Source organism: Pseudomonas sp. 05N431 (genome assembly GCF_056397005.1).
In genome coordinates this window covers 290,758-311,395 of record NZ_JBFTMN010000009.1, presented here as the reverse complement: position 1 = coordinate 311,395, position 20,638 = coordinate 290,758, and the positions used below count along the sequence as shown (strand labels likewise).

Genomic DNA, 20,638 nt, shown 5'->3' with positions numbered 1-20,638 from the left:
GGCGTCATGAGACTTCACGCATTCAAAAAACCGCAGGGGCAGCGCGGAATGGCAATGGTGGAATTCACCCTCGTCCTGCCGTTGATGCTGCTGCTGTTGCTGGCCCTCGGCGAGTTTGGCCGCATGCTCTTTCAGTACAACACCTTGTTGCAGGCCAGCCGTGATGCGAGCCGTTACGTCGCCAGTCAGGCCTGGAACTCGACGCTCGGTACTGTCTCACTGAGCGGCACGCTGCTGACCAATACACAAAACGTGGCGGTCTATGGCGTGCCTGCCAACACCGGGACGCCGGTAGTGTCGGGGTTGACGACCGGCAACGTGGCGGTCGCCGCCGTGGGCACCGACCATGTACGGGTCACCATCACCTATACCTTCTGCCCGGTGATTGGCGCGGGTGCTTGTACCGGTTCGATTACCGGGCTCTTTGCCAATACGATTGCGCTGAGCATTCCACTGGTCGCCACAACCGTCATGAGGGTGCTGTGATGAATCGCAAACAGATGCGTGGCGTCTATGTGGTGGAGTTCGCCGTCGTAGGCTTGCTGGTGTTCATTCTGTTATTCGGCGTGCTGGAAATGGGCCGCCTGTACTTCACGGTCAATGCCCTCGATGAATCCGCGCGCCGCGGTGCGCGTCTGGCGGCGGTGTGCAATATCAGCGATCCGATCGTGTTGCAGCGGGCGATCTTCAATCCCGCGGGCAACACCGGCACCAGCCAGCTGATCACCAATTTGGGCACTGGCAACCTGACGCTGACGTACCTGGACGTGAACGGTGCGCTGGTGGCCAATCCGACCGATACCGTCAACGTCACGGGGTTCCGTGCCATCCGTTATGTCCAGGTAAGCCTGCAAGGCTACGTATTCAATCTGTTTATCCCCGGGTTTGGCGTGCCCATCACGTTGCCCACCATCAGGGCAACCTTGCCACGCGAAGCCCTTGGGCATCATTCCGAATCAGGGGAGGTCACTCCATGCTGAATATAAAGGAAACTCCACTAAGCACTACGACCGGCAAACCAGGGCTACGATTGCTGATCAGTAGCCGTGACGCCACGGCGTTGCGTGATCTGCAAAGCGTTTGCCAGCGCATGCCGAGTCTGGAGGTGAGCACGCGCCTGGTGAGTAACGGGCATGTTGACCCACTCTATGGTCTGGAGCGGATGCCCGATCTGTTGTTGGTGCGTGTCAGCCATCTGTGGCGCGAGGAGCTGGCGGCACTGTTACAACGTCCGGCCCATGAACGTCCGCCGCTTTTGGTGTGCGGCCTGTTGAACGAGCAGGACGCCATGCGCCTGGCGATGCAGGCCGGCGCCCGTGATGTCTTGCCGGAACCGATAGCCGAGACGGAACTGGTTTCAGCCTTGAGTCGTCTGGTCACAGAGGTCCGGGTCAACAGTGGGGCGGAAGGGAAGCTGATTGCCGTGATGGGCGCCAAGGGCGGCTCCGGCAGCACCTTGCTGGCCTGCAACCTGGCTCACCAGCTCAGCGTCAAGGGCGGCAATACCCTGCTTTTGGACATGGACCTGCAATTTGGCAGCGTGACGCATTACCTCGATGTGGCGCAGTCGCACAGCCATCTGGAGGTGTTGCAGCAGGTCGAAGACATGGACAGCGTTGCACTACGCGGTTTTTGCAGCCACTTCAGCCCGACCTTGCATGTGCTGGGTGGCCGGGCCGGTGAGTTGTGCCTGCCGCAGGATGCCCAGCCCGAGCAACTCGATGCCCTGTTGCAGTTGGCCCGTGCCAGCTATGACTGGGTGGTGGTCGACCTGCCGCGGCAAATCGACCACCTCACAGGCTCCGTGCTGGAGCAGGCGGATCGGGTGTACGTCGTGGTACAGCAAAGTGTCAGCCATCTGCGCGATGCCAGCTCGCTGACGCGGATTCTTCGCGAAGACCTGGGCGTGCGCGGGGATCAATTGCAGGTAGTGGTCAACCGCTATGACAAGTCGGCAGCCATCAGCCTCAAGGATATCGGCGAGGCGCTGCGCTGCGCGAATCTGTTGAAATTACCCAACGACTTCAACCTGGTCAGCCAGAGTCAGAACTCTGGTGTGCCGTTGGGAGTGCAAGCGCCGCGGGCTCCGATCTCCGTCGCTGTACGGGAGATGTCCGAGGCGTTGGTCGGTAACCAGATGACCGGGAACAAAGGCTTGTTCAAACGCGCCTTCAACCGTTTTTTCGGGGGATAACCCATGATCAGCGACTTTCGTAACCGCTTGCGCAAACAGTCCGGCAAACCCGCCGCATCGTTGTCTGGTCAGCCGGGCGATGACCTGCAGGACCCGGCAGAGGAATTGATGGCGTGGGAACGTTCGGTTCCGGACGTTATTTACGAGACCCGCAGCCAGGTCACCCCGGTGGAGGCCGAGTGGCGGGAAAAGATCTATCAGCAATTGCTTAAAGTCATGGACCTGTCCTTGCTCGACTCACTTGAGCCGGCCGAGGCCACGCGGCAGATTCGCGATATTTGCCTGCGCTTGCTGGATGAGCACTCGGCCCCCGTGAGTTCGGTCAGCCGCCAGTTGATCATCAAGCAGATCACCGATGAGGTGCTGGGTCTTGGTCCACTGGAGCCGTTACTGGCGGATCAAAGCGTGTCTGACATTCTGGTCAACGGCTTTGCCTCGGTGTATGTCGAACGTTTCGGCAAGCTGCAAAGGACCGATGTGCGTTTTCGCGACGATCAGCATTTGCTGAATATCATCGACCGCATCGTTTCCAGTCTCGGGCGGCGCATCGACGAGTCCTCGCCGTTGGTGGACGCCCGGCTCAAGGACGGTTCGCGGGTCAACGCGATCATTCCGCCGCTGGCCATCGACGGGCCGAGCGTGTCGATCCGCCGCTTTGCCGTGGACCTGCTCAACACCGACAGCCTGATTCAGGTGGGAACCTTGACCCCGGGTATTGCCCTGCTGCTCAAGGCGATTGTTCGTGGACGCTTGAACGTATTGATCTCCGGCGGTACCGGCAGCGGCAAGACCACCATGCTCAATGTGCTGTCCAGTTTCATTCCGCAAAATGAACGGATTGTCACCATCGAAGACTCGGCCGAACTGCAACTGCAGCAGCCTCACGTGGTGCGCCTGGAAACCCGTCCTTCGAACATCGAGGGGCGTGGCGAGGTGAGCCAGCGCGAATTGGTGCGCAACAGTCTGCGGATGCGCCCGGACCGCATTGTGATCGGCGAAGTCCGTGGCGCCGAGGCGCTGGACATGCTGACCGCCATGAACACCGGTCACGACGGTTCGTTGACCACGATCCACGCCAATACCGCACGCGATGCATTGGGGCGAATCGAGAACATGGTGTCGATGACCGGTGCCACGTTCCCGATCAAGGCCATGCGTCAGCAAATCGCTTCGGCCATTGATGTGGTGATCCAGCTGGAGCGTCAGGAGGACGGCAAGCGGCGTCTGGTCAGCGTGCAAGAGATCAATGGCATGGAAGGCGAGATCATCACCATGACCGAGATTTTCTCTTTTGCGCGCAGTGGCATTGGCGAACACGGTGAAGTGCTCGGTGATTATCGGCCCAGCGGCATGATTCCGGCCTTTCGCGACGTATTGGCCAAACGTGGCATCGAGTTGCCACTGAACCTGTTCAGGCCTGAATGGATGGAGGCACGGCAGTCATGAACAATATTCCTGGTGAATTCATTCTGATCTTTCTCGGCATGGTGTTTATCGCCGTCTTCCTCCTGTCCCAGGGCGTGGTGGTGCCGGTGTTCGGCGAGGCGGGCAAGATGCGCAAGCGCATTCGCGGCCGCCTGCATGTCATGGAAAAAGCCAACAATCTGCCCAATATGCAGACGGTATTGAGGCAGAAATACCTGACACGCTTGTCGCCACTGGAGGCCAGGCTTGAGCAACTGCCGTTCATGGCGGACCTGACACAGCTGATCGAGCAGTCCGGACATGAATATCGGGCCTATCGGGTGCTATTCCTCGGGCTCGCCATGGGAGGTGGTGCAGGAGCATTGGTGTTGTTGCTTTCGTCACCCTGGTGGATGGCGTTGGCAGTAGGTTTTGCGGTGGCCTGGTTGCCGTTGCTGAAAATCCTCCGTGACCGCAACAAACGCTTTGCTGCGTTCGAAGAGGGCTTGCCGGATGCGCTGGATGCCATGTGCCGGGCCCTGCGTGCCGGGCACCCGTTCAATGAAACCCTGCGTCTGGTCGCCGAAGAACACAAGGGGCCGGTGGCGCATGAATTCGGCCTGACCTTCGCCGATATCAACTATGGCAATGATGTGCGTCGCGCCATGCTCGGCCTGTTGGAGCGTATGCCGAGCATGACGGTGATGATGCTGGTGACGTCGATCCTCATCCATCGCGAGACCGGCGGCAATCTGACCGAGGTGCTCGAGCGTTTGAGTCGCTTGATTCGGGGGCGCTTCCGCTTTCAGCGCAAGGTCAAGACTCTGTCGGCCGAAGGGCGGATGTCGGCCTGGGTGCTGGTGGCCATTCCTTTCGTGTTGGCGGCGTTGATCCTGATCACAACCCCCACCTACTTGCCTGTGCTGCTCAATGATCCGATTGGCCACAAGCTGATCATCGGGGCTTTCTGCGCGATGTTGGTCGGGATTGTCTGGATCCGCAAAATCATCCGGATTCAGGTTTAAGCGGTATTCGCTACGCGGAGGTGCAGGTCATGGACTATTTGCTCGGGTTGTTGAGTCGGGTGACGGGTAATGAGGTGCTGGCGCGCCTGTTGTTCGTCAGTGCGATAGGGTTGAGTACGGTGCTTGCGGTCGTTACCGTGACGTTGCTGGTGTTGGGGCTTCAGGACCCGATGCAGCGTCGCCTTGCGCTGATCAAACGGGGGCATTACGGGAGTGCAGGGGGCCCGGACGCACCGGGTAATCTGCAACTGTTGCTGGAGCGGGTCGGCCAGCGTTTTGGCTCGGCGGATACTGCTCAGAGCTCAGAAACCCAGCTTCTGTTGATGCACGCGGGGTACCGCTCATCTTCGGCGGTGCAGATGTACTGGGCGGTGCGCTTGCTGTTGCCGCTGATATTGGTTGGCGTTGCGCTGCTGGTTTTGCCGGTGATTCCCCGACTGTCTCTGGCCCTGGGCCTGCTGCTGGTGCTCATGGCGGCCGCTGTCGGTTGGCTGCTGCCAGCGATGTATGTCGGCAAGCGCAAACAGCTGCGTCAGGCCCGGCTGCGTGCGGCGTTTCCGGATGCCCTGGATCTGATGGTGGTCTGCGTGGAGTCGGGTCTGGCCTTGCCCACGACCATCGAGCGGGTGGCTGAAGAGATGGCGGTCAGTCAGGTCGAGCTGGCGGAGGAACTGGCGTTGGTCAATGCGCAAATCCGTGCCGGCATCACCAGTACCGAGGCGCTCAAGCAACTGGCCGTGCGCACCGGGCTGGAAGACGTGCAAGGGTTGGTCAGTCTGTTGGGGCAGAGCATCCGCTTCGGTACCAGCGTGGCCGATACCCTGCGCATCTATGCCGATGAGTTTCGCGACCGGCGTACCCAGGCAGCCGAAGAGATGGGGGCGAAAATTGGTACCAAGCTGATATTCCCGTTGATCTTCTGTCTGTGGCCGAGCTTCTTCCTGGTCGCCATTGGGCCAGCCATGCTTGGAGTACTCAAAGCATTCGGGTGAGATAAGGGGGAGGGGCTGCCGAGCAGAATGGCGGCTCCTTTCGGAGCACAGGGTGGAGCAAGTCTTATGTGGGTCAGGCCCGGTGCCTGATCCACTTTTTTTTATCCCTTTACACTTTTACCCACGCACGTTACTGGCCCCGGCGCTCTCGCCAGGTATCTCTGGGCTACGCCAGAGGCTGATCGGCCTCTGACGTGTCTTATTTACCGCCGTTGCTCATGCTTCCCGATGCCTTCTGGTCAAAATGTTCAGGAATCGGGTGGGTGAAGCTATCCAGCCAGCGTTGCATGGAAAGGTCACGTTCGGTGGCCGAAACGCTCTGCAGTCGAGGGGATGCCACTACGCCGCGAATCTGTAGCTGCATCCATTGCTCGGTGCCTTGTTGCGGCACCGAAGAGGGGCCCGGCTCAATAGCCCAGGCGGTCGTGGACAGGCAAGCCATGCACACTATCAACAGCCTCTTGGTATTCATTTGCGACTCCTCGTCTTGTCTACTTGATCGCATTGGCTGAGGCATTGACTACCTCTGTCATGCCTTTACCCTCGGTAGCCACCACTTTTTTGGCCGGGGCCTTGAGTCTTTCCGCGCGAGCTTGGGCATCCGAGACTTGCTTGGAGCTCAGGCTGGCGCGGTTTGCGAGTTCGGCAGCCTGCTTCCAGTTATCCTGATAGATCAGCAGTGTCACCAGATTGAGTGCCGCCAGCGAATCTGACGGCTTGAGTTCCATGGCGGTCATAAACTGAAAGCGTGCTTCATTAGGCCGATGCTGGTTGAGGTAGACGACCCCCAGGTCATTACGGATTTTATCGTCGGTGGGGGCCATCCTCATTGCACGCTCAAGGTGATCCGCGGCAGCCGCATTATCATTTTTGGCCACGGCCATCTGACCCAGACCATGCTCGCCTTCAGCGGCCAGGCACGTGCCGAGCAGGCTCTTGTACAACGGTTCGGCCTCGTTACGGCCCAGCAGGCGCAGTACTCGGGCCTTGCGCAGGCGAACCTGCGGCAGGTCATCAGACAGCCCTTCCAGATTCGCCAGGCTGGCATACAAACGGCCATCGTTGGTCATATCGTCGGCCAGGTTCAGCGACAACTGCTGATCCGAACCAGGAGCCGAGCAGCTACTCGGTCGAGAAGACAGGCCATTTGTGGCACAGCCTGCGAGCATCACCGACGCGGTTATTGCTATGAGCGCTTTCATTGCGAGAGCCCCATGCGGCTGTCGAAGTCACCGTTGTCGAGGAAGTACATGCGGTAGAAGTTCGGGTCGTAATTGCGCAGTTGTTCGCCCGGCAATGACGGCAGTTGTGCATTGACCGCCAGCGGTTGAACCAGGTGCGGAGTAACGATCATCAACAGTTCGCGCTCTTCACGGTTGATGGAGTTATTGCGGAAGAACGCGCCGAGAATCGGGATATCGCCCAATCCCGGAAACTTGTTCACCTGGGAGCTGTTGCTGGTGCTGATCAGGCCGCTGATGACGAAGCTTTCGCCATCGGCCAGGGAAATGCTGGTGTCGGTACGGCGCACGGTAAACGCCGGGACGATCGTGCCGGCGATCTGTATGGCCTTGGTGAAGTCCAGCTCGCTGACCTCGGGTGCCACCTTCAGGGCAATGCGTCCTTTGTCGATGATGGTCGGGGTCAGGGTCAGGCGGACACCGAACTCCTTGTACTCGATGGAGATGTTGTCGCTGCCTGAACTGGGCACCGGAATCGGCACTTCACCACCGGCCAGGAAGCTCGCACTTTGTCCACTGAGTGCTACAAGGCTCGGCCGCGCCAGGGTGTAGGCAAAGCCACTGCCTTCCAGCGCATTGATCATCCCCAGCACATTGCCGCCGCCAAAGCCGATATTGAACGTACCGTTATTCAGTGGGACGTTTGGCGCCAGGCTACCTATGTGGCCGGGAGTCACCGTCACCCCGGGCACAGTGCCCGGCGAGCCGAACAGAAAATTACCGCTCTTGCCGAAGATCGACGTGCTGGCCTCTTTCAACTTGGTGCGGCTGACTTCGACGAAGCGAATATCGGTCTGCACCTGGCTCGGCAACAGTGGGTCTGCAGAAGGCATCGTCACGCTGGTCAGCGCTGCGGTGGCCCTGCCTTTGACGAACACCATGCTTTGGCGCGGGGTGGGCGAGCAGGCGGTCCAGACCATCAGGCTGGTGGCGCCGGGCGCTACACCCGTGAGGATGAAGGAGTTGCTGCTGCTGGTTTGCACGTCGGCAACCTTCGGGTCACCCACTGCCAGTTGCTTGATCGGGACTGGCATGCGCAACTCATCCTGAAGCCCTTGGCCGACCTCGAACACGGCGGGCAGACTGGCCAGTTGCGAGCAATTGTTTGCCGCGGCCTGAGCCGCATCTACACCAAGGCCCATCCACAACAGGCCATGGATAATTCGTTTGAAAGCGGGCACGGTACGATAGCTCATTAAGTGCATCCTCGCTGAATAGGCCATCTGCGGGCTAACCTGGTTACCCTGGATCGCTTCAAGGCGCCCGGGCCGGCCCTCCACTTCACCAGACCACTAACCATTAGTGGTCCTGGCAATATTGCTGGGTGCTGCGCGCTAGCAGGTGCAATACGCAGGGCTGACTGACCTGCGAGCGACCTGCGCTAAAACTGTCGTTAGTGATCCAGATACCTGGGTTCGGGACACGCGAGGTTTTTTGCCAACCTTGTCTGGTTCGCACGGGCTCGACAGCAACAGAGGCTATAAACAGCGCTGTTAACCGACGTGACTCCCCCAAAAAACAACTGGCAATCAGGCCAAAAAGCAGAAATACGCCAGCCAGGATCATAGTGAGGTATCTCCTTCTGCCAATTCGCTATCTGATCGCTGAACAAAACGTGGACAACTCAAAACCGTATGATTTGCTCTTTGCTTGAAGGTAGTTCAACCGAGGCAAAGCGCCATTGTTTAGAAGAAAAACTTCTGTGCAAATGTGGGTGCGTTGCTGTTTTGCGAGCGGTGCACTCACCAGCGAGCTGGCCCCACGACGGGGTATTTCCACACGTAATGTGTCCTTTCAAATTGTTACCGGATGCACCAACACGGCGCAAAAACGTGGCTCCGGTAACATCCACGAAAGCGGCTCGGCCACCCTCAAGCTTTTTTTGAACACTCCAAAAGCCCCGTGCCAGACGCCTTCCGGTTGTTTAAAAAGCTTTCTTCAGCTGCCGTTCAGCGAGTTGGCTGGTTGATTGCATATGCTTGTATGTACAAGTAAATGTGTGTGCGTAAGAGTCACCTGCAAACGGTGACGCGCAGCATTGCCTTGAGGTTTCGGTTCAGGTTCACAGCGTCACACGCATTCCCGTAACAGCACCCATGCGCCACAAGCGCCCGTAGTGGTTTTAGGAATTGATAATAATGAAAAGAACATTGCTGACCCTTTCTGCTTTGACTCTGTGCATGGCCGCAGGCGTAGCCACGGCTAAAGAGTACAAAGAGCTGCGTTTTGGTGTTGACCCTTCCTACGCTCCGTTCGAGTCGAAAGCGGCTGACGGCAGCCTGGTGGGCTTCGATATCGATCTGGGCAACGCGATCTGCGCCGAGCTGAAGGTCAAGTGCAAATGGGTCGAGAGCGATTTCGACGGCACGATTCCAGGCCTGAAAGCCAACAAGTTCGACGGCGTGATCTCTTCCATGACCGTGACTCCGGCCCGTGAGAAAGTCATCGATTTCTCCAGCGAGCTGTTCTCCGGCCCGACCGCTCTGGTCTACAAGAAAGGCTCCAGCGTTTCTGACGTAGCCTCGCTCAAGGGTAAAAAAGTCGGCTACGAGCAAGGCACCATCCAGGAAGCCTACGCCAAGGCCGTACTGGACAAGGCCGGGGTAGAAACCAAGGCCTACGCCAACCAGGACCAGGTTTACGCGGACTTGATGTCCGGTCGCCTCGACGCCACGATCCAGGACATGCTGCAAGCCAAGCTGAGCTTTTTGAAGTCGCCGCAAGGGGCTGATTACGAGGTCAGCCAGCCGATCGACAGCGAGTTGTTGCCCGCTAAAACAGCGGTGGGTATCGCCAAAGGCAACACCGAACTCAAGGCCCTTCTCGATAAAGGCATCAAGGCGATCCACGATGACGGCACCTACGACTCGATCCAGAAGAAACACTTCGGTGACCTGAGTCTCTACAGCGGCAAGTAAGGCCCCGGTGCCCGTCCTCGGGACGGGCGCTTTTTTATCGCGATAGGTTCCTGAATTATGTTCGAAGCACTTTTGCAGACACTCGGGCTCTCCGGATTCAGCTTGAAGGGGTTCGGCCCTCTGTTGCTGGAAGGCTCCTGGATGACCGTCAAGCTATCGATACTGTCGCTGTTGTTGAGCGTTCTGCTCGGCCTGATCGGCGCCAGTGCCAAACTCTCCAGCGTCAAACTGTTGCGGATTCCGGCCCAGCTCTACACCACGCTGATTCGCGGGGTGCCGGACCTGGTGCTGATGCTGCTGATTTTCTACAGCCTGCAAACCTGGCTGACCAGTTTCACCGAGGCGCTGGGCTGGGAATACATCGAGATCAATCCGTTCGCCGCCGGGATCATCACCCTGGGCTTCATCTACGGCGCGTACTTCACCGAGACCTTTCGCGGCGCGATCCTCGCAGTGCCCCGCGGACAGATGGAAGCCGCCACGGCCTATGGCTTGAGCCGTGCCCAGCGCTTTCGCTTCGTCGTGTTCCCGCAAATGATGCGCTTCGCCCTGCCGGGCATCGGCAATAACTGGATGGTGATTCTCAAGGCCACCGCGCTGGTGTCGATCATCGGCCTGGCGGACCTGGTCAAAGCCGCTCAGGACGCCGGTAAAAGCTCCTATCAACTGTTCTTTTTTCTGGTGTTGGCAGCGCTGATCTATCTGGTGATTACCAGCGCGTCGAACTATGTCCTGCGCTGGCTCGAACGGCATTACGCGGCAGGTTCCCGGGAGGCTGTACGATGATCGAATTACTGCAGGACTACTGGAAGCCTTTCCTCTATAGCGACGGTTACCACATCACCGGCCTGGCCATGACCCTGTGGCTGCTCAGCGCCTCGATCTTCATCGGTTTCCTGGTGTCGGTTCCACTGTCGATTGCCCGGGTATCCAACAAACTTTATGTGCGCTGGCCGGTGCAGTTCTACACCTACCTGTTTCGCGGTACGCCGCTGTATATCCAGTTGCTGATTTGCTACACCGGGATCTACAGCCTGGCCGCAGTCCGCGCGCAACCGCTGCTCGATGCGTTCTTTCGCGATGCGATGAACTGCACCATCCTGGCCTTTGCCCTGAACACCTGCGCCTACACCACGGAGATTTTCGCCGGGGCGATTCGCAGCATGAACCACGGCGAAGTCGAAGCGGCGAAAGCCTACGGTCTGACGGGCTGGAAGCTCTATGCCTACGTGATCATGCCGTCGGCCCTGCGTCGCTCGTTGCCGTACTACAGCAACGAAGTGATCCTGATGCTGCACTCGACCACCGTGGCGTTCACCGCCACCGTACCGGACATTTTGAAAGTGGCTCGCGACGCCAACTCGGCGACCTTTTTGACCTTTCAATCGTTCGGCATTACCGCGCTGATCTACCTGTTGGTGACCTTTGCGCTGGTCGGACTGTTCCGCATTGCCGAACGTCGCTGGCTGGCTTTTCTGGGCCCGGCTCACTAGGACTTAGCGCTCTGTACGGCCGCTCATCAGGCCACGGGCTTTGTCGCCGCTTGCGACGTCTACGCAGCGGCGACCCATTTTCCCTTAGAGGATGCTTGCGCACATGTACAAATTGACTGTTGAAGAACTACACAAAAGTTACGGTAGCCACGAAGTGCTCAAGGGCGTTTCCCTGAAGGCCAAAACCGGTGACGTGATCAGCCTGATCGGCGCCAGCGGCTCGGGTAAAAGCACCTTTTTGCGCTGCATCAACTTTCTCGAAACACCCAATGACGGCGCGATGAGCCTGGACGGCAAGCAGATTCGCATGGTCAAGGACCACCATGGCATGCGCGTGGCCGACGATGCCGAACTGCAACGACTGCGTACCCGTCTGGCAATGGTGTTCCAGCACTTCAACCTGTGGGGCCACATGACCGTGCTGGAAAACATCACCATGGCCCCGCGCCGGGTGCTGGGAGTCAGCAAGAAGGACGCGGAAGATCGCGCTCGTCGTTATCTGGACAAGGTCGGCCTGCCGGCGCGCGTGGCGGAGCAGTACCCGGCGTTCCTGTCGGGCGGTCAGCAGCAGCGGGTGGCGATTGCCCGCGCATTGGCGATGGAGCCGGAAGTCATGCTGTTCGACGAACCGACTTCGGCGCTCGACCCGGAGCTGGTGGGTGAAGTGCTCAAGGTGATCCAGGGCCTGGCCGAAGAAGGCCGGACCATGATCATGGTGACCCACGAAATGAGCTTCGCCCGCAAAGTCTCGAATCAGGTGCTGTTCCTGCACCAGGGGCGGGTAGAGGAAGAGGGCGCGCCTGAAGACGTGCTGGGCAATCCGAAGAGCGAACGCCTGAAGCAGTTCCTCAGCGGCAACCTGAAGTAAGCACTGCCTCCGTTGTCGAGTTTGCGAGGACTTCGTCCTCGAACGCAGCCTCGCAGGCTCGACAGCTGCTACGAGTGCAGCCCGGGACCGTATTTCAAAGTTGTGTAGTTACTTTGTGGATTGGGATCAGTGCTTGCTGTCCTGGTTCGACAGGGCCAGCAGTTGTTTTTCCTGATTCCAGTCGAACGGTTCGTCGTTCTGTTCGGCTTCGTAACGACGTTCTTCCAGTGCCTGATACAGGGCGATTTCATCATCAGGCATGTAATGCAGGCAGTCGCCGGCGAAATACCACAACAGGTCGCGAGGGACCATGTGGGCAATTTGCGGATAACGGGTGATGACCTGACAAATAATGTCCTGACCCAGGTATTGGCTTTCGATCGGATCGATTGGCAGCGACGCACGCAGTTCGTCGAAGCGCTCCAGGAACAAGGCATGACTTTCGTCTGGAACCTGCTCGGCTTCACCGACAGCGACCAGGATACTGCGCAGTAGGTCGAGCTGGACGAGAATTTGGTCGAGCATAACGGGAGTCCTCTAGATCAAAAGCAAAACGGGCGCCGGAGTATATAGCTCCAGCGCCCGCTTTTCATCATTGACCCGCCGGACGAGCCACCGCGTCAGCGGGTCTTGCCCTGCGCCAGCTCAAGTTGCTCTTTGGAAAAGTCATCGACGTCGATCACTTTGCGCCGTGCCGCCTCGGCTTCATGCAGGGTATGCGCTTCTGCGGCTTGCAGCACACCAGCCTCCAGGGCAGCGTCGATGACGTGTTCCCCGGCCTCTGGTTTGAATTGCCCGTTCTTGAGCGCAAAGTGCATTTTTTTCTGCAGCGGTTGCGCGGCGCTCAGCAGGTCGCAGGCATGTTGCAGGGCACCGACCGGGTCCTCGACCGACTGTGGTCGGTAACACCCTCCCAGCAACTCTTCGAGCGTCGGATCGCCCTTGGCCCGGCCAATGACCGCAGCCACTTCGGCACCGAGTGTGTCTGATGGCCCTTTATGACAACGGCCGAACGGGAACACGATCACTCGCAACAGGCAACCCAGCACTTTGCTCGGGAAGTTGCTCAGCAGTTCATCCAGCGCCCGTTCCGACTGGCCGAGACTCTCTTCCATGGCCCAGGTAAACAGCGGCGCCATGTGCTCGGGTGAATCGAGGTCGTGGTAACGCTTGAGGGCGGCGGAGGCCAGGTACAGGTTGCTCAGTACGTCGCCGAGTCGGGCCGACAGGCGTTCGCGACGTTTCAGTTCACCGCCCAGCAACATCATGCTCAGGTCAGCGAGCAGGGCGAATGCCGCGGCCTGACGGTTGAGGGCACGGAAGTAGCCCTGGCTGAGTTTGTCTCCAGGTACCTGTTCGAAATGCCCGAAGCCGAGGTTCAGCACCAGGGTGCTGGCGGCGTTGCTCACGGCGAAACCGATGTGCTTGAGCAGCAGGCCGTCGAACTCCTTCAGTGCCTGGTCCTTGTCTTCACGGCTGGCGAGGGCCATTTCCTTGAGCACGAACGGATGGCAGCGGATCGCGCCTTGACCAAAGATCATCAGGTTGCGCGAAAGAATGTTCGCGCCCTCCACCGTGATGAAGATCGGTGCGCCTTGCCAACTGCGCCCGAGGTAATTGTTGGGGCCCATGATGATCGCCTTGCCGCCATGCACATCCATGGCGTGGCTGATGCATTCACGACCACGTTCGGTGAGGTGATACTTGAGAATCGCCGAGAGCACTGAAGGTTTCTCGCCGAGATCCACCGCGTTGGCGGTGAGCATCCGCGCGGCGTCCATCATCCAGGCGTTGCCGCCGATACGTGCCAGCGCTTCCTGAATCCCTTCGAAGGCAGACAGCGGCACGTTGAATTGCTCGCGAACCTGAGCGTATTGACCGGTCACCAGGCTGGTGAACTTGGCCGCCCCGGTGCCGACTGCCGGCAGCGAAATGGAACGTCCGACCGACAGGCAATTCATCAGCATCATCCAGCCTTTGCCGAGCATCTCCTGGCCGCCGATGAGGAAGTCCAGCGGTACGAATACGTCCGTGCCGGAGTTCGGGCCATTCATGAAGGCGGCACCGAGGGGCAGGTGGCGTCGACCGATGTCCACACCGGCGGTGTCGGTCGGGATCAACGCGAGGCTGATGCCAAGGTCTTCCTCGTCACCCAGCAGATGGTCCGGGTCATACGCCTTGAACGCCAGGCCGAGCAGGGTGGCGACCGGGCCCAGGGTGATGTAGCGCTTTTCCCAGTTCAGCCGCAGACCCAGGACTTCCTGGCCTTCCCATTCACCTTTGCAGATCACCCCGGTGTCAGGCATGGCGCCCGCATCGGAGCCGGCCAGCGGGCCGGTCAACGCGAAACACGGGATGTCGTCGCCACGCGCCAGGCGGGGCAGGTAATGGTTGCGTTGTTCATCGGTGCCGTAATGCAGCAACAGTTCGGCCGGGCCGAGGGAATTGGGCACCATGACGGTTGAGGCCAGGTCGCCGCTGCGGGTGGCCAGTTTCATCGCCACTTGTGAGTGGGCGTAGGCGGAAAACCCCTTGCCACCGAATTCCTTGGGGATAATCAGGGCAAAAAAACCATTCTGCTTGATGTGCGCCCAGGCCTCGGCCGGCAGGTCCATCGTCTGGCCGATCTGCCAGTCGCTGACCATGGCGCAGAGTTCTTCGGTCGGGCCGTCGATGAACGCCTGTTCCTCTTCGCTCAACTGCGCTTTGGGGTAGGACAGCAGTTTGTTCCAGTCCGGACGGCCGCTGAACAGCTCCCCATCCCACCAGACGGTGCCGGCATCGATGGCGTCGCGTTCGGTTTGCGACATCGGCGGCAGGGTTTTCTGGAACCAGTTGAACAGCGGGGCACTGAAGTATTTGCGTCGCAGGTCGGGCAGCAGCAGGGGCGCCGCGACGACGGCCAGCACGATCCAGAAAATCAGCAGCAGCCAGCCTCGAGCGTGGCTGAAGACTCCCATCGCCAGCAGATAGACCGCCACGATACCCAGAGCGGGCAGGGGCGCGATGCGGCGGTGAGCCAGCCAGGCAATCCCGACCACCAGAACCAGTATCCACAACAACAGCATATTCAATCCTCCGTGAAGCCAGGGTCAAAACCACCTTCAGAGCTTAGACGGCATCTGCAAAACGGGGTGGTCAGAGCAATGTGTTTGAAATCGTGGGAAACAGCGGTGATTTTCGTGAGTGAAAGCGTTGACGAACGCTATAAAAAAGCTTCGCCGAGCGTGCGACAACGCTCTGATGTTTGGCCGAAACGTCGTTATCTCTGTGCTAGGTCTGTCGATAGACTCATGGCTTCCCCAGGAGATTTTTCTCATGCACGAGTATCTGAGCCCCGGCCGCTTCATCGATAGTGACCACCCGGCGGTGGTGGAGTTCGCTGAACGGCATCGCGGCAACAGCCGTGACCCGGTCGAGCAGGCGGTGAGCCTGTATTACGCCGTGCGTGAAGCGGTGCGCTACAACCCCTACACCTTCAGCCGTGATCCCGCGACCTTGCGCGGCAGTTATGCACTGGCCGCCGGCGAGAGCTACTGCGTGCCTAAAGCCACGTTGCTGGCCGGTTGCGCGCGGCACTGTGGAATCGCGGCGCGGATCGGTCTCGCGGATGTGCGCAATCACCTGTCGACCCCGCGCTTGATCGAGTTGCTCAAGAGTGACGTGTTCGCCATGCACGGTTACACCGAGTTGTATTTGCAGGGCCGCTGGGTCAAGGCCACACCGGCGTTCAACCAGAAACTCTGTGAGCTGTTCGATGTGCCGGCGCTGGAGTTCGATGGGATCAATGACAGCATCTTCCACCCGTTCAATCGCCAGGGGCAGCAGTCGATGGAGTACCTGGTCGACCATGGCCAGTTCGCCGATGTGCCCGAAGCATTCTTCTTCGAGTACCTGGAAAAACTCTACCCGCATTTGTTCGGTGAGCAGTCGCCAGCCCTGTTGGGCGACATGCAGAGTGATTTGAGTCGCGCCTGATCCGGGGCGTAGACTGCTCCGGCATTCATCCATCGAGGAGCGGTCATGCTGAAAATCTGGGGTCGGAAAAATTCGTCGAATGTCAGAAAGGCACTGTGGTGCGCCGAGGAGCTCGGGCTGGCCTACGAAACGCAGGATGCGGGCGGGGCTTTTGGTGTGGTCGACACACCGGAATATCGCGCGATGAACCCCAATGGCCGCATACCGGTGATTGAAGACGACGGTTTTGTGCTGTGGGAATCCAACGCCATCGTGCGTTACCTGGCTGCCCGTCACGCGGCGGGTTCGAAGTGGTTCCCGGCCGATGTGCAGGCCCGGGCGAGCGCAGAAAAGTGGATGGACTGGACCACTTCGTCGTTTGCCGAACCTTTTCGCCAGGTGTTCTGGGGTGTATTGCGCACCCCGGCGGATCAGCAGGATTGGGTCGCGATCAACGCGGCGCAGAAAACCTGTGAGCAATTGCTTTCGATGGTCGACCAGGCATTGGCGCAGAAGCCTTATTTGTCCGGCGACGAGATCGGCGCGGGCGATATTCCGTTGGGCAGCTTCATCTATGCCTGGTTCGAGATGCCCATCGAGCGAGCGCCAATGCCCCATCTGCAAGCCTGGTATGCGCGACTGAAGCAACGTCCGGCATATCAAAAAGCCGTCATGACCGCGTTGACTTAATACTGACTATCAACACACTTGACTGTACTTGTGCGGCGTCGCCAAGCACCATTGCGTCTATGCGCCGCGGTTGCATGGGTCGCCGCCCGCTCTTATTTATTCCTGACTTCCCTTCTTGGTGCGTAAATCCGATATGAGTTCTGCTCTGTCCATCCGGCAGCTAACCAAAACCTACGGCAACGGTTTCCAGGCCTTGAGTGGTATCGATCTGGATGTCGCCGAAGGTGACTTTTTTGCCTTGCTCGGCCCCAACGGTGCCGGCAAATCCACGACCATCGGCATTCTCTCGACCCTGGTGAACAAAACCAGCGGGACGGTGAATATCTTTGGCCACGACCTGGACCGCAACCCGGCCGCGCTCAAGCGCTGCATCGGTGTGGTGCCGCAGGAATTCAATTTCAACCAGTTCGAAAAGACCTTCGACATTGTCGTGACTCAGGCCGGTTACTACGGTATCCCGCCCAAAGTCGCCAAGGAGCGCGCTGAGCAATACCTGACTCAGCTCGGCCTGTGGGACAAGCGCGATGTGCCGTCACGCTCATTGTCGGGCGGCATGAAGCGTCGACTGATGATTGCGCGCGCATTGGTGCATGAACCGCGCCTGCTGATCCTCGACGAACCGACTGCCGGCGTGGACATCGAACTGCGTCGCTCGATGTGGACCTTCCTCACCGAGCTGAACCAGAAAGGCATCACCATCATCCTCACCACGCATTACCTGGAAGAGGCTGAGCAGCTGTGCCGCAACATCGGCATCATCGACCACGGCACGATTGTCGAAAACACCAGCATGCGTAACCTGCTCAGCCAGCTGCATGTCGAGACGTTCCTGCTGGACCTGAAGAACGCCATGACGGTCGCGCCGCAACTGAATGGCTATCCGACCCGCCTGCTCGACAGTCACACCCTGGAAGTCCAGGTCGACAAGTCCGTCGGCATCACCGCGTTGTTCGGTCAGTTGGCCATGCAGAACATCGAAGTGCTGAGCCTGCGCAACAAAACCAATCGCCTCGAGGAGTTGTTTGTGTCTCTGGTGGAGAAAAATCTGGCGAAGGTGGCCGTATGAGTTCTGAACTGAAGCCCAACCTCGTTGCGCTCAATACCATTGTTTACCGTGAGGTCCGGCGTTTTACCCGGATCTGGCCGCAGACTCTGCTGCCGCCGGCGATCACCATGGTTCTGTACTTTGTGATCTTCGGTAATCTGATTGGCCGGCAAATCGGAGATATGGGTGGTTTCACCTATATGGAATACATCGTGCCGGGCTTGATCATGATGTCGGTGATCACCAACGCCTACGGCAACGTGGTCTCGAGCTTCTTCGGCAGCAAATTCCAGCGCTCCATTGAGGAACTGATGGTTTCACCGGTTTCGCCGCACACCATTCTGATCGGCTACACCGTGGGCGGAGTGCTGCGTGGCTTGGCGGTGGGCGTGATCGTGACGCTGCTTTCGCTGTTCTTCACTCATCTGCAAGTTCACCATTTGGGGATTACCCTGCTGGTGGTGTTGCTGACGGCAACGATCTTTTCGCTGCTGGGCTTCATCAACGCGGTGTTTGCGCGCAACTTCGATGATATCTCGATTATCCCGACGTTCGTGCTGACACCGTTGACCTACCTGGGCGGGGTGTTCTACTCGATCAGCCTGCTGCCACCGTTCTGGCAGACCGTGTCACTGGCCAACCCGGTGCTGCACATGGTCAACGCTTTCCGTTACGGCATCCTCGGTGTTTCGGACATCAAGATCAGCATCGCCATTACCTTCATGCTGGTAGCAACCGTGGTGCTGTACATCGGTTGCGCGCGGTTGCTGGTCAGCGGACGCGGGATGCGCACGTAAACACACATCCCCGTAGATACCGTCTTGAACCTCACCGAGCAAGGCTTGCCCGCGATGAACGATAACGCGGTTTACCAGACGAACCAAAAATTCGTAGCAGCTGCCGAGCCTGCGAGGCTGCGTTCGAGGACGTAGTCCTCGCAAATCCTGCATACGTGGTTTACCTGAAAGAACGCGCTGCCTGATTTCACGACCGCTTCGCGGCCGAACGCAGCCTCGCAGGCTCGGCAGCTGCTACGGGCGCCGCGTTCTTATCCGTTACTCCGGTGGATCGAGATGATCCAGCGCCCGATTCACCGCCAACTCGGCCAGAGAAATCATCTGCTGAATCGCCAGCGCGGTATTGCGTTTGGGGCCTTCAAGCTCAAACGCCAGATCGCTGGCCATGACATTGACCGAGGCGAGGGTCTCGCAGGCGTGGGCCAGCAGGGTTTCGCTGTCGACGTCGGGGGCGATGACAAAAATGCAGCCGGGGCGTCGGTCGGCTAACAACGTCTTGGTTTCCGGCAGCACCAGGTAATGATCGAGCGCACGGTGTGCGGCGGCGTGGAGTTCTTTTGAGTCGAGGGAGGCGTAGGGAGAAACTGGATCGGTTTCGGGCGGATTTGGAGTTGGTTTGAACATTGTCGTAATTTCCTCTTTGGAGCTACCACCGATTCGCTGCTAAACGAAAGGGTGGCGGCTGTACGCAGGTTAGCAGACCGGGAGGAATCACGAAAAACCGGCGCACCCGAGGGTGCCCTGCGCACAGCCACCATAGAGTTCAGGGATGGAATACCTGAATTTCTGAAGTGCAGTGCACCTACGTGAAACCTCCGAGCTGCTAAACCCGATCGCTGATGGGCAGCGACAGGAGAACAATAGAAGCGAGGACCAAAGCGCACAAGCCGGCGGATTCTGGCGTAGGTGTAGGCCGTGACGCAAGGCGTTGTAGCCTCTGATGGGCACTGTGTAGGCAAGCTTAAACACCCGTCGTAGCAGCTGCCGAGCCCGCGAGGCTGCGTTCGAGGACAGAGTCCTCGCAAATCCTGCGTACGCGGTTTACCTGACAGAACGTGTTGCATGATTTTACGACCGCTTCGCGGCCGAACGCAGCCTCGCAAGCTCGACAGCTGCTACGGGCGGGGGCGGCGGCTCTGTAATTGGCTGTTTGATCGTTTCCATGCGCCGCAAAGAAACGCCTCTTGGGAGGTCAGTGACGCGGAGCGTCACGGGCTGCATTCCCATCAAAAACGGCACCCCAGAGGTTTATGCCGGTTAGTTAACGTCACCTTTGCGAGGAATGCTTCGGGCTGTTCGCCAGGCTCAAGAACCACCCCCCACCCCAGCCCTCTCCCCACGGGGGAGAGGGGAAAGGGAGCAGATCTCCAGGCCTTTCAAAACCTGAGTTCGACTCGGACTTTCAGGTCGATGTAATTCGCAAGAACACCTCGGTCAGTCCCCTCGCCCCCTAGGGAGAGGGTTAGGGTGAGGGGGGATTTTGGATCAGAATCCGACTTTGCCTGCGCCGCTTCCATTGCCGGCCGACCCACCAGCGCCAGTAGATCATGGTCAGGCAATAGGCCAACGCGCCGAGCACCAGGCCAGTCACCACCGAGCCCAGCAGAAACGGTTGCCAAAGAGTCGACAGCTCACCGCTGATCCATTCCCACGTCAGCTCATCCGGCAGGCTGCGGGCGGGGACATCCATCAGCCAGGCGCCGGTCTGATAGGTGCAGTAAAACACCACGGGCATGGTGATCGGGTTGGTCAGCCAGACCAGGCTCACCGCAATCGGAATATTGCCGCGCAGCCAAATGGCAAGCATTGCCGCCACCAGCATTTGCAACGGAATCGGTAGAAATGCGGCGAACACGCCGATGGCCATGGCGCGCGCAACCGAATGCCGATTGAGGTGCCAGAGATTCGGGTCGTGCAGCAGCGTGCCGAGAAAGCGTAAGGATTTGTGTTCCCGGATGCTGGTCGGGTCTGGCATGTAACGTTTGAATAAGCGCCGGGGCATAAGGCTTCTCGG

The 20,638-nt window shown here is 59.0% G+C and carries 21 protein-coding genes; 14 read left to right on the top strand and 7 right to left on the bottom strand.

Translation table 11 applies throughout. From position 1 onward, the window contains the following. Positions 1–6: 6 nt before the first annotated feature. From AC1DIG_RS17950 to AC1DIG_RS17925, 6 genes are read left to right on the top strand one after another with little or no spacing between them, the layout of a single operon-like run. Positions 7–486 (top strand): TadE/TadG family type IV pilus assembly protein, encoded by a 480-nt coding sequence (locus AC1DIG_RS17950; protein WP_477768372.1) that lies wholly within the window; start codon positions 7–9, stop codon positions 484–486. Next, positions 486–980: a TadE/TadG family type IV pilus assembly protein gene (locus AC1DIG_RS17945; RefSeq protein ID WP_477768371.1), complete on the top strand. Its 495-nt coding sequence runs from the start codon at positions 486–488 to the stop codon at positions 978–980. Before AC1DIG_RS17950 ends, AC1DIG_RS17945 begins: the two co-directional genes overlap by 1 nt. Then, on the top strand, positions 974–2,194 hold the full coding sequence (locus AC1DIG_RS17940; RefSeq protein ID WP_477768370.1) for an AAA family ATPase: 1,221 nt from the start codon (positions 974–976) through the stop codon (positions 2,192–2,194). Before AC1DIG_RS17945 ends, AC1DIG_RS17940 begins: the two co-directional genes overlap by 7 nt. Before the next feature lie 3 nt (positions 2,195–2,197). Continuing rightward, positions 2,198–3,640 carry a CpaF family protein gene (locus AC1DIG_RS17935; RefSeq protein WP_477768369.1) on the top strand — a complete coding sequence of 481 codons (1,443 nt, stop codon included), beginning with the start codon at positions 2,198–2,200 and terminating at the stop codon, positions 3,638–3,640. Next, positions 3,637–4,623 (top strand): type II secretion system F family protein, encoded by a 987-nt coding sequence (locus AC1DIG_RS17930; protein ID WP_477768368.1) that lies wholly within the window; start codon positions 3,637–3,639, stop codon positions 4,621–4,623. Before AC1DIG_RS17935 ends, AC1DIG_RS17930 begins: the two co-directional genes overlap by 4 nt. Before the next feature lie 29 nt (positions 4,624–4,652). Beyond that, the gene (locus tag AC1DIG_RS17925; protein WP_477768367.1) at positions 4,653–5,615 is read left to right on the top strand and encodes a type II secretion system F family protein; all 963 of its coding nucleotides are present in this window, start codon (positions 4,653–4,655) and stop codon (positions 5,613–5,615) included. Positions 5,616–5,814: 199 nt separating this feature from the next. Here the strand turns inward: AC1DIG_RS17925 and AC1DIG_RS17920 are convergent, their stop codons facing one another. From AC1DIG_RS17920 to AC1DIG_RS17910, 3 genes are read right to left on the bottom strand one after another with little or no spacing between them, the layout of a single operon-like run. After that, positions 5,815–6,087 (bottom strand): DUF3613 domain-containing protein, encoded by a 273-nt coding sequence (locus tag AC1DIG_RS17920; RefSeq protein WP_103317710.1) that lies wholly within the window; start codon positions 6,085–6,087, stop codon positions 5,815–5,817. A gap of 19 nt (positions 6,088–6,106) precedes the next feature. Continuing rightward, complete coding sequence (locus AC1DIG_RS17915) at positions 6,107–6,817, bottom strand: tetratricopeptide repeat protein (RefSeq protein ID WP_477768366.1); 711 nt, start codon at positions 6,815–6,817, stop codon at positions 6,107–6,109. Continuing rightward, positions 6,814–8,052, bottom strand: a complete 1,239-nt coding sequence (locus AC1DIG_RS17910; RefSeq protein ID WP_477768365.1) for a type II and III secretion system protein family protein — start codon at positions 8,050–8,052, stop codon at positions 6,814–6,816. The genes AC1DIG_RS17915 and AC1DIG_RS17910 overlap by 4 nt, the downstream gene beginning before the upstream one ends. Positions 8,053–8,994: 942 nt before the next feature. On the opposite strand from AC1DIG_RS17910, the gene AC1DIG_RS17905 reads away from it, so the two are divergent. The 4 genes from AC1DIG_RS17905 (at position 8,995) to AC1DIG_RS17890 (ending at position 12,135) form a co-directional block, all read left to right on the top strand. After that, on the top strand, positions 8,995–9,774 hold the full coding sequence (locus tag AC1DIG_RS17905) for a transporter substrate-binding domain-containing protein (RefSeq protein WP_054593375.1): 780 nt from the start codon (positions 8,995–8,997) through the stop codon (positions 9,772–9,774). 57 nt (positions 9,775–9,831) lie between these two features. Then, a complete protein-coding gene (locus tag AC1DIG_RS17900; RefSeq protein ID WP_054593374.1) occupies positions 9,832–10,560 on the top strand; it encodes an ABC transporter permease in 729 nt (242 codons plus the stop codon). Next, positions 10,557–11,267: an ABC transporter permease gene (locus AC1DIG_RS17895; protein WP_054593373.1), complete on the top strand. Its 711-nt coding sequence runs from the start codon at positions 10,557–10,559 to the stop codon at positions 11,265–11,267. The genes AC1DIG_RS17900 and AC1DIG_RS17895 overlap by 4 nt, the downstream gene beginning before the upstream one ends. A gap of 103 nt (positions 11,268–11,370) precedes the next feature. Beyond that, positions 11,371–12,135, top strand: a complete 765-nt coding sequence (locus AC1DIG_RS17890; RefSeq protein WP_145015524.1) for an ABC transporter ATP-binding protein — start codon at positions 11,371–11,373, stop codon at positions 12,133–12,135. A 126-nt stretch (positions 12,136–12,261) separates the two neighbouring features. On the opposite strand, the gene AC1DIG_RS17885 is transcribed toward AC1DIG_RS17890, so the two are convergent. Both AC1DIG_RS17885 and AC1DIG_RS17880 read right to left on the bottom strand, forming a co-directional pair. Continuing rightward, a complete protein-coding gene (locus AC1DIG_RS17885) occupies positions 12,262–12,660 on the bottom strand; it encodes a PA2817 family protein (RefSeq protein WP_477768364.1) in 399 nt (132 codons plus the stop codon). A 95-nt stretch (positions 12,661–12,755) separates the two neighbouring features. After that, positions 12,756–15,203: an acyl-CoA dehydrogenase gene (locus tag AC1DIG_RS17880; RefSeq protein WP_477768363.1), complete on the bottom strand. Its 2,448-nt coding sequence runs from the start codon at positions 15,201–15,203 to the stop codon at positions 12,756–12,758. Positions 15,204–15,453: 250 nt separating this feature from the next. Between AC1DIG_RS17880 and AC1DIG_RS17875 the strand changes: the two genes are divergently transcribed. The 4 genes from AC1DIG_RS17875 (at position 15,454) to AC1DIG_RS17860 (ending at position 18,624) form a co-directional block, all read left to right on the top strand. Continuing rightward, positions 15,454–16,113, top strand: coding sequence for a transglutaminase-like domain-containing protein (locus tag AC1DIG_RS17875; RefSeq protein WP_477768362.1), 660 nt, complete (start codon positions 15,454–15,456; stop codon positions 16,111–16,113). A 45-nt stretch (positions 16,114–16,158) separates the two neighbouring features. Continuing rightward, positions 16,159–16,782 (top strand): glutathione S-transferase family protein, encoded by a 624-nt coding sequence (locus AC1DIG_RS17870; protein WP_477768361.1) that lies wholly within the window; start codon positions 16,159–16,161, stop codon positions 16,780–16,782. Positions 16,783–16,915: 133 nt separating this feature from the next. Beyond that, entirely contained in the window at positions 16,916–17,848 is a 933-nt protein-coding gene (locus tag AC1DIG_RS17865; protein WP_477768360.1) for an ABC transporter ATP-binding protein, read from the top strand. Then, entirely contained in the window at positions 17,845–18,624 is a 780-nt protein-coding gene (locus tag AC1DIG_RS17860; protein ID WP_019689336.1) for an ABC transporter permease, read from the top strand. The genes AC1DIG_RS17865 and AC1DIG_RS17860 overlap by 4 nt, the downstream gene beginning before the upstream one ends. Before the next feature lie 258 nt (positions 18,625–18,882). On the opposite strand, the gene AC1DIG_RS17855 is transcribed toward AC1DIG_RS17860, so the two are convergent. Together AC1DIG_RS17855 and AC1DIG_RS17850 are read right to left on the bottom strand one after the other, a co-directional pair. Further along, positions 18,883–19,248, bottom strand: a complete 366-nt coding sequence (locus AC1DIG_RS17855; protein WP_477768359.1) for a DUF6124 family protein — start codon at positions 19,246–19,248, stop codon at positions 18,883–18,885. 838 nt (positions 19,249–20,086) lie between these two features. Next, positions 20,087–20,626: a DUF2062 domain-containing protein gene (locus AC1DIG_RS17850; RefSeq protein ID WP_477768358.1), complete on the bottom strand. Its 540-nt coding sequence runs from the start codon at positions 20,624–20,626 to the stop codon at positions 20,087–20,089. Positions 20,627–20,638: the final 12 nt, after the last annotated feature.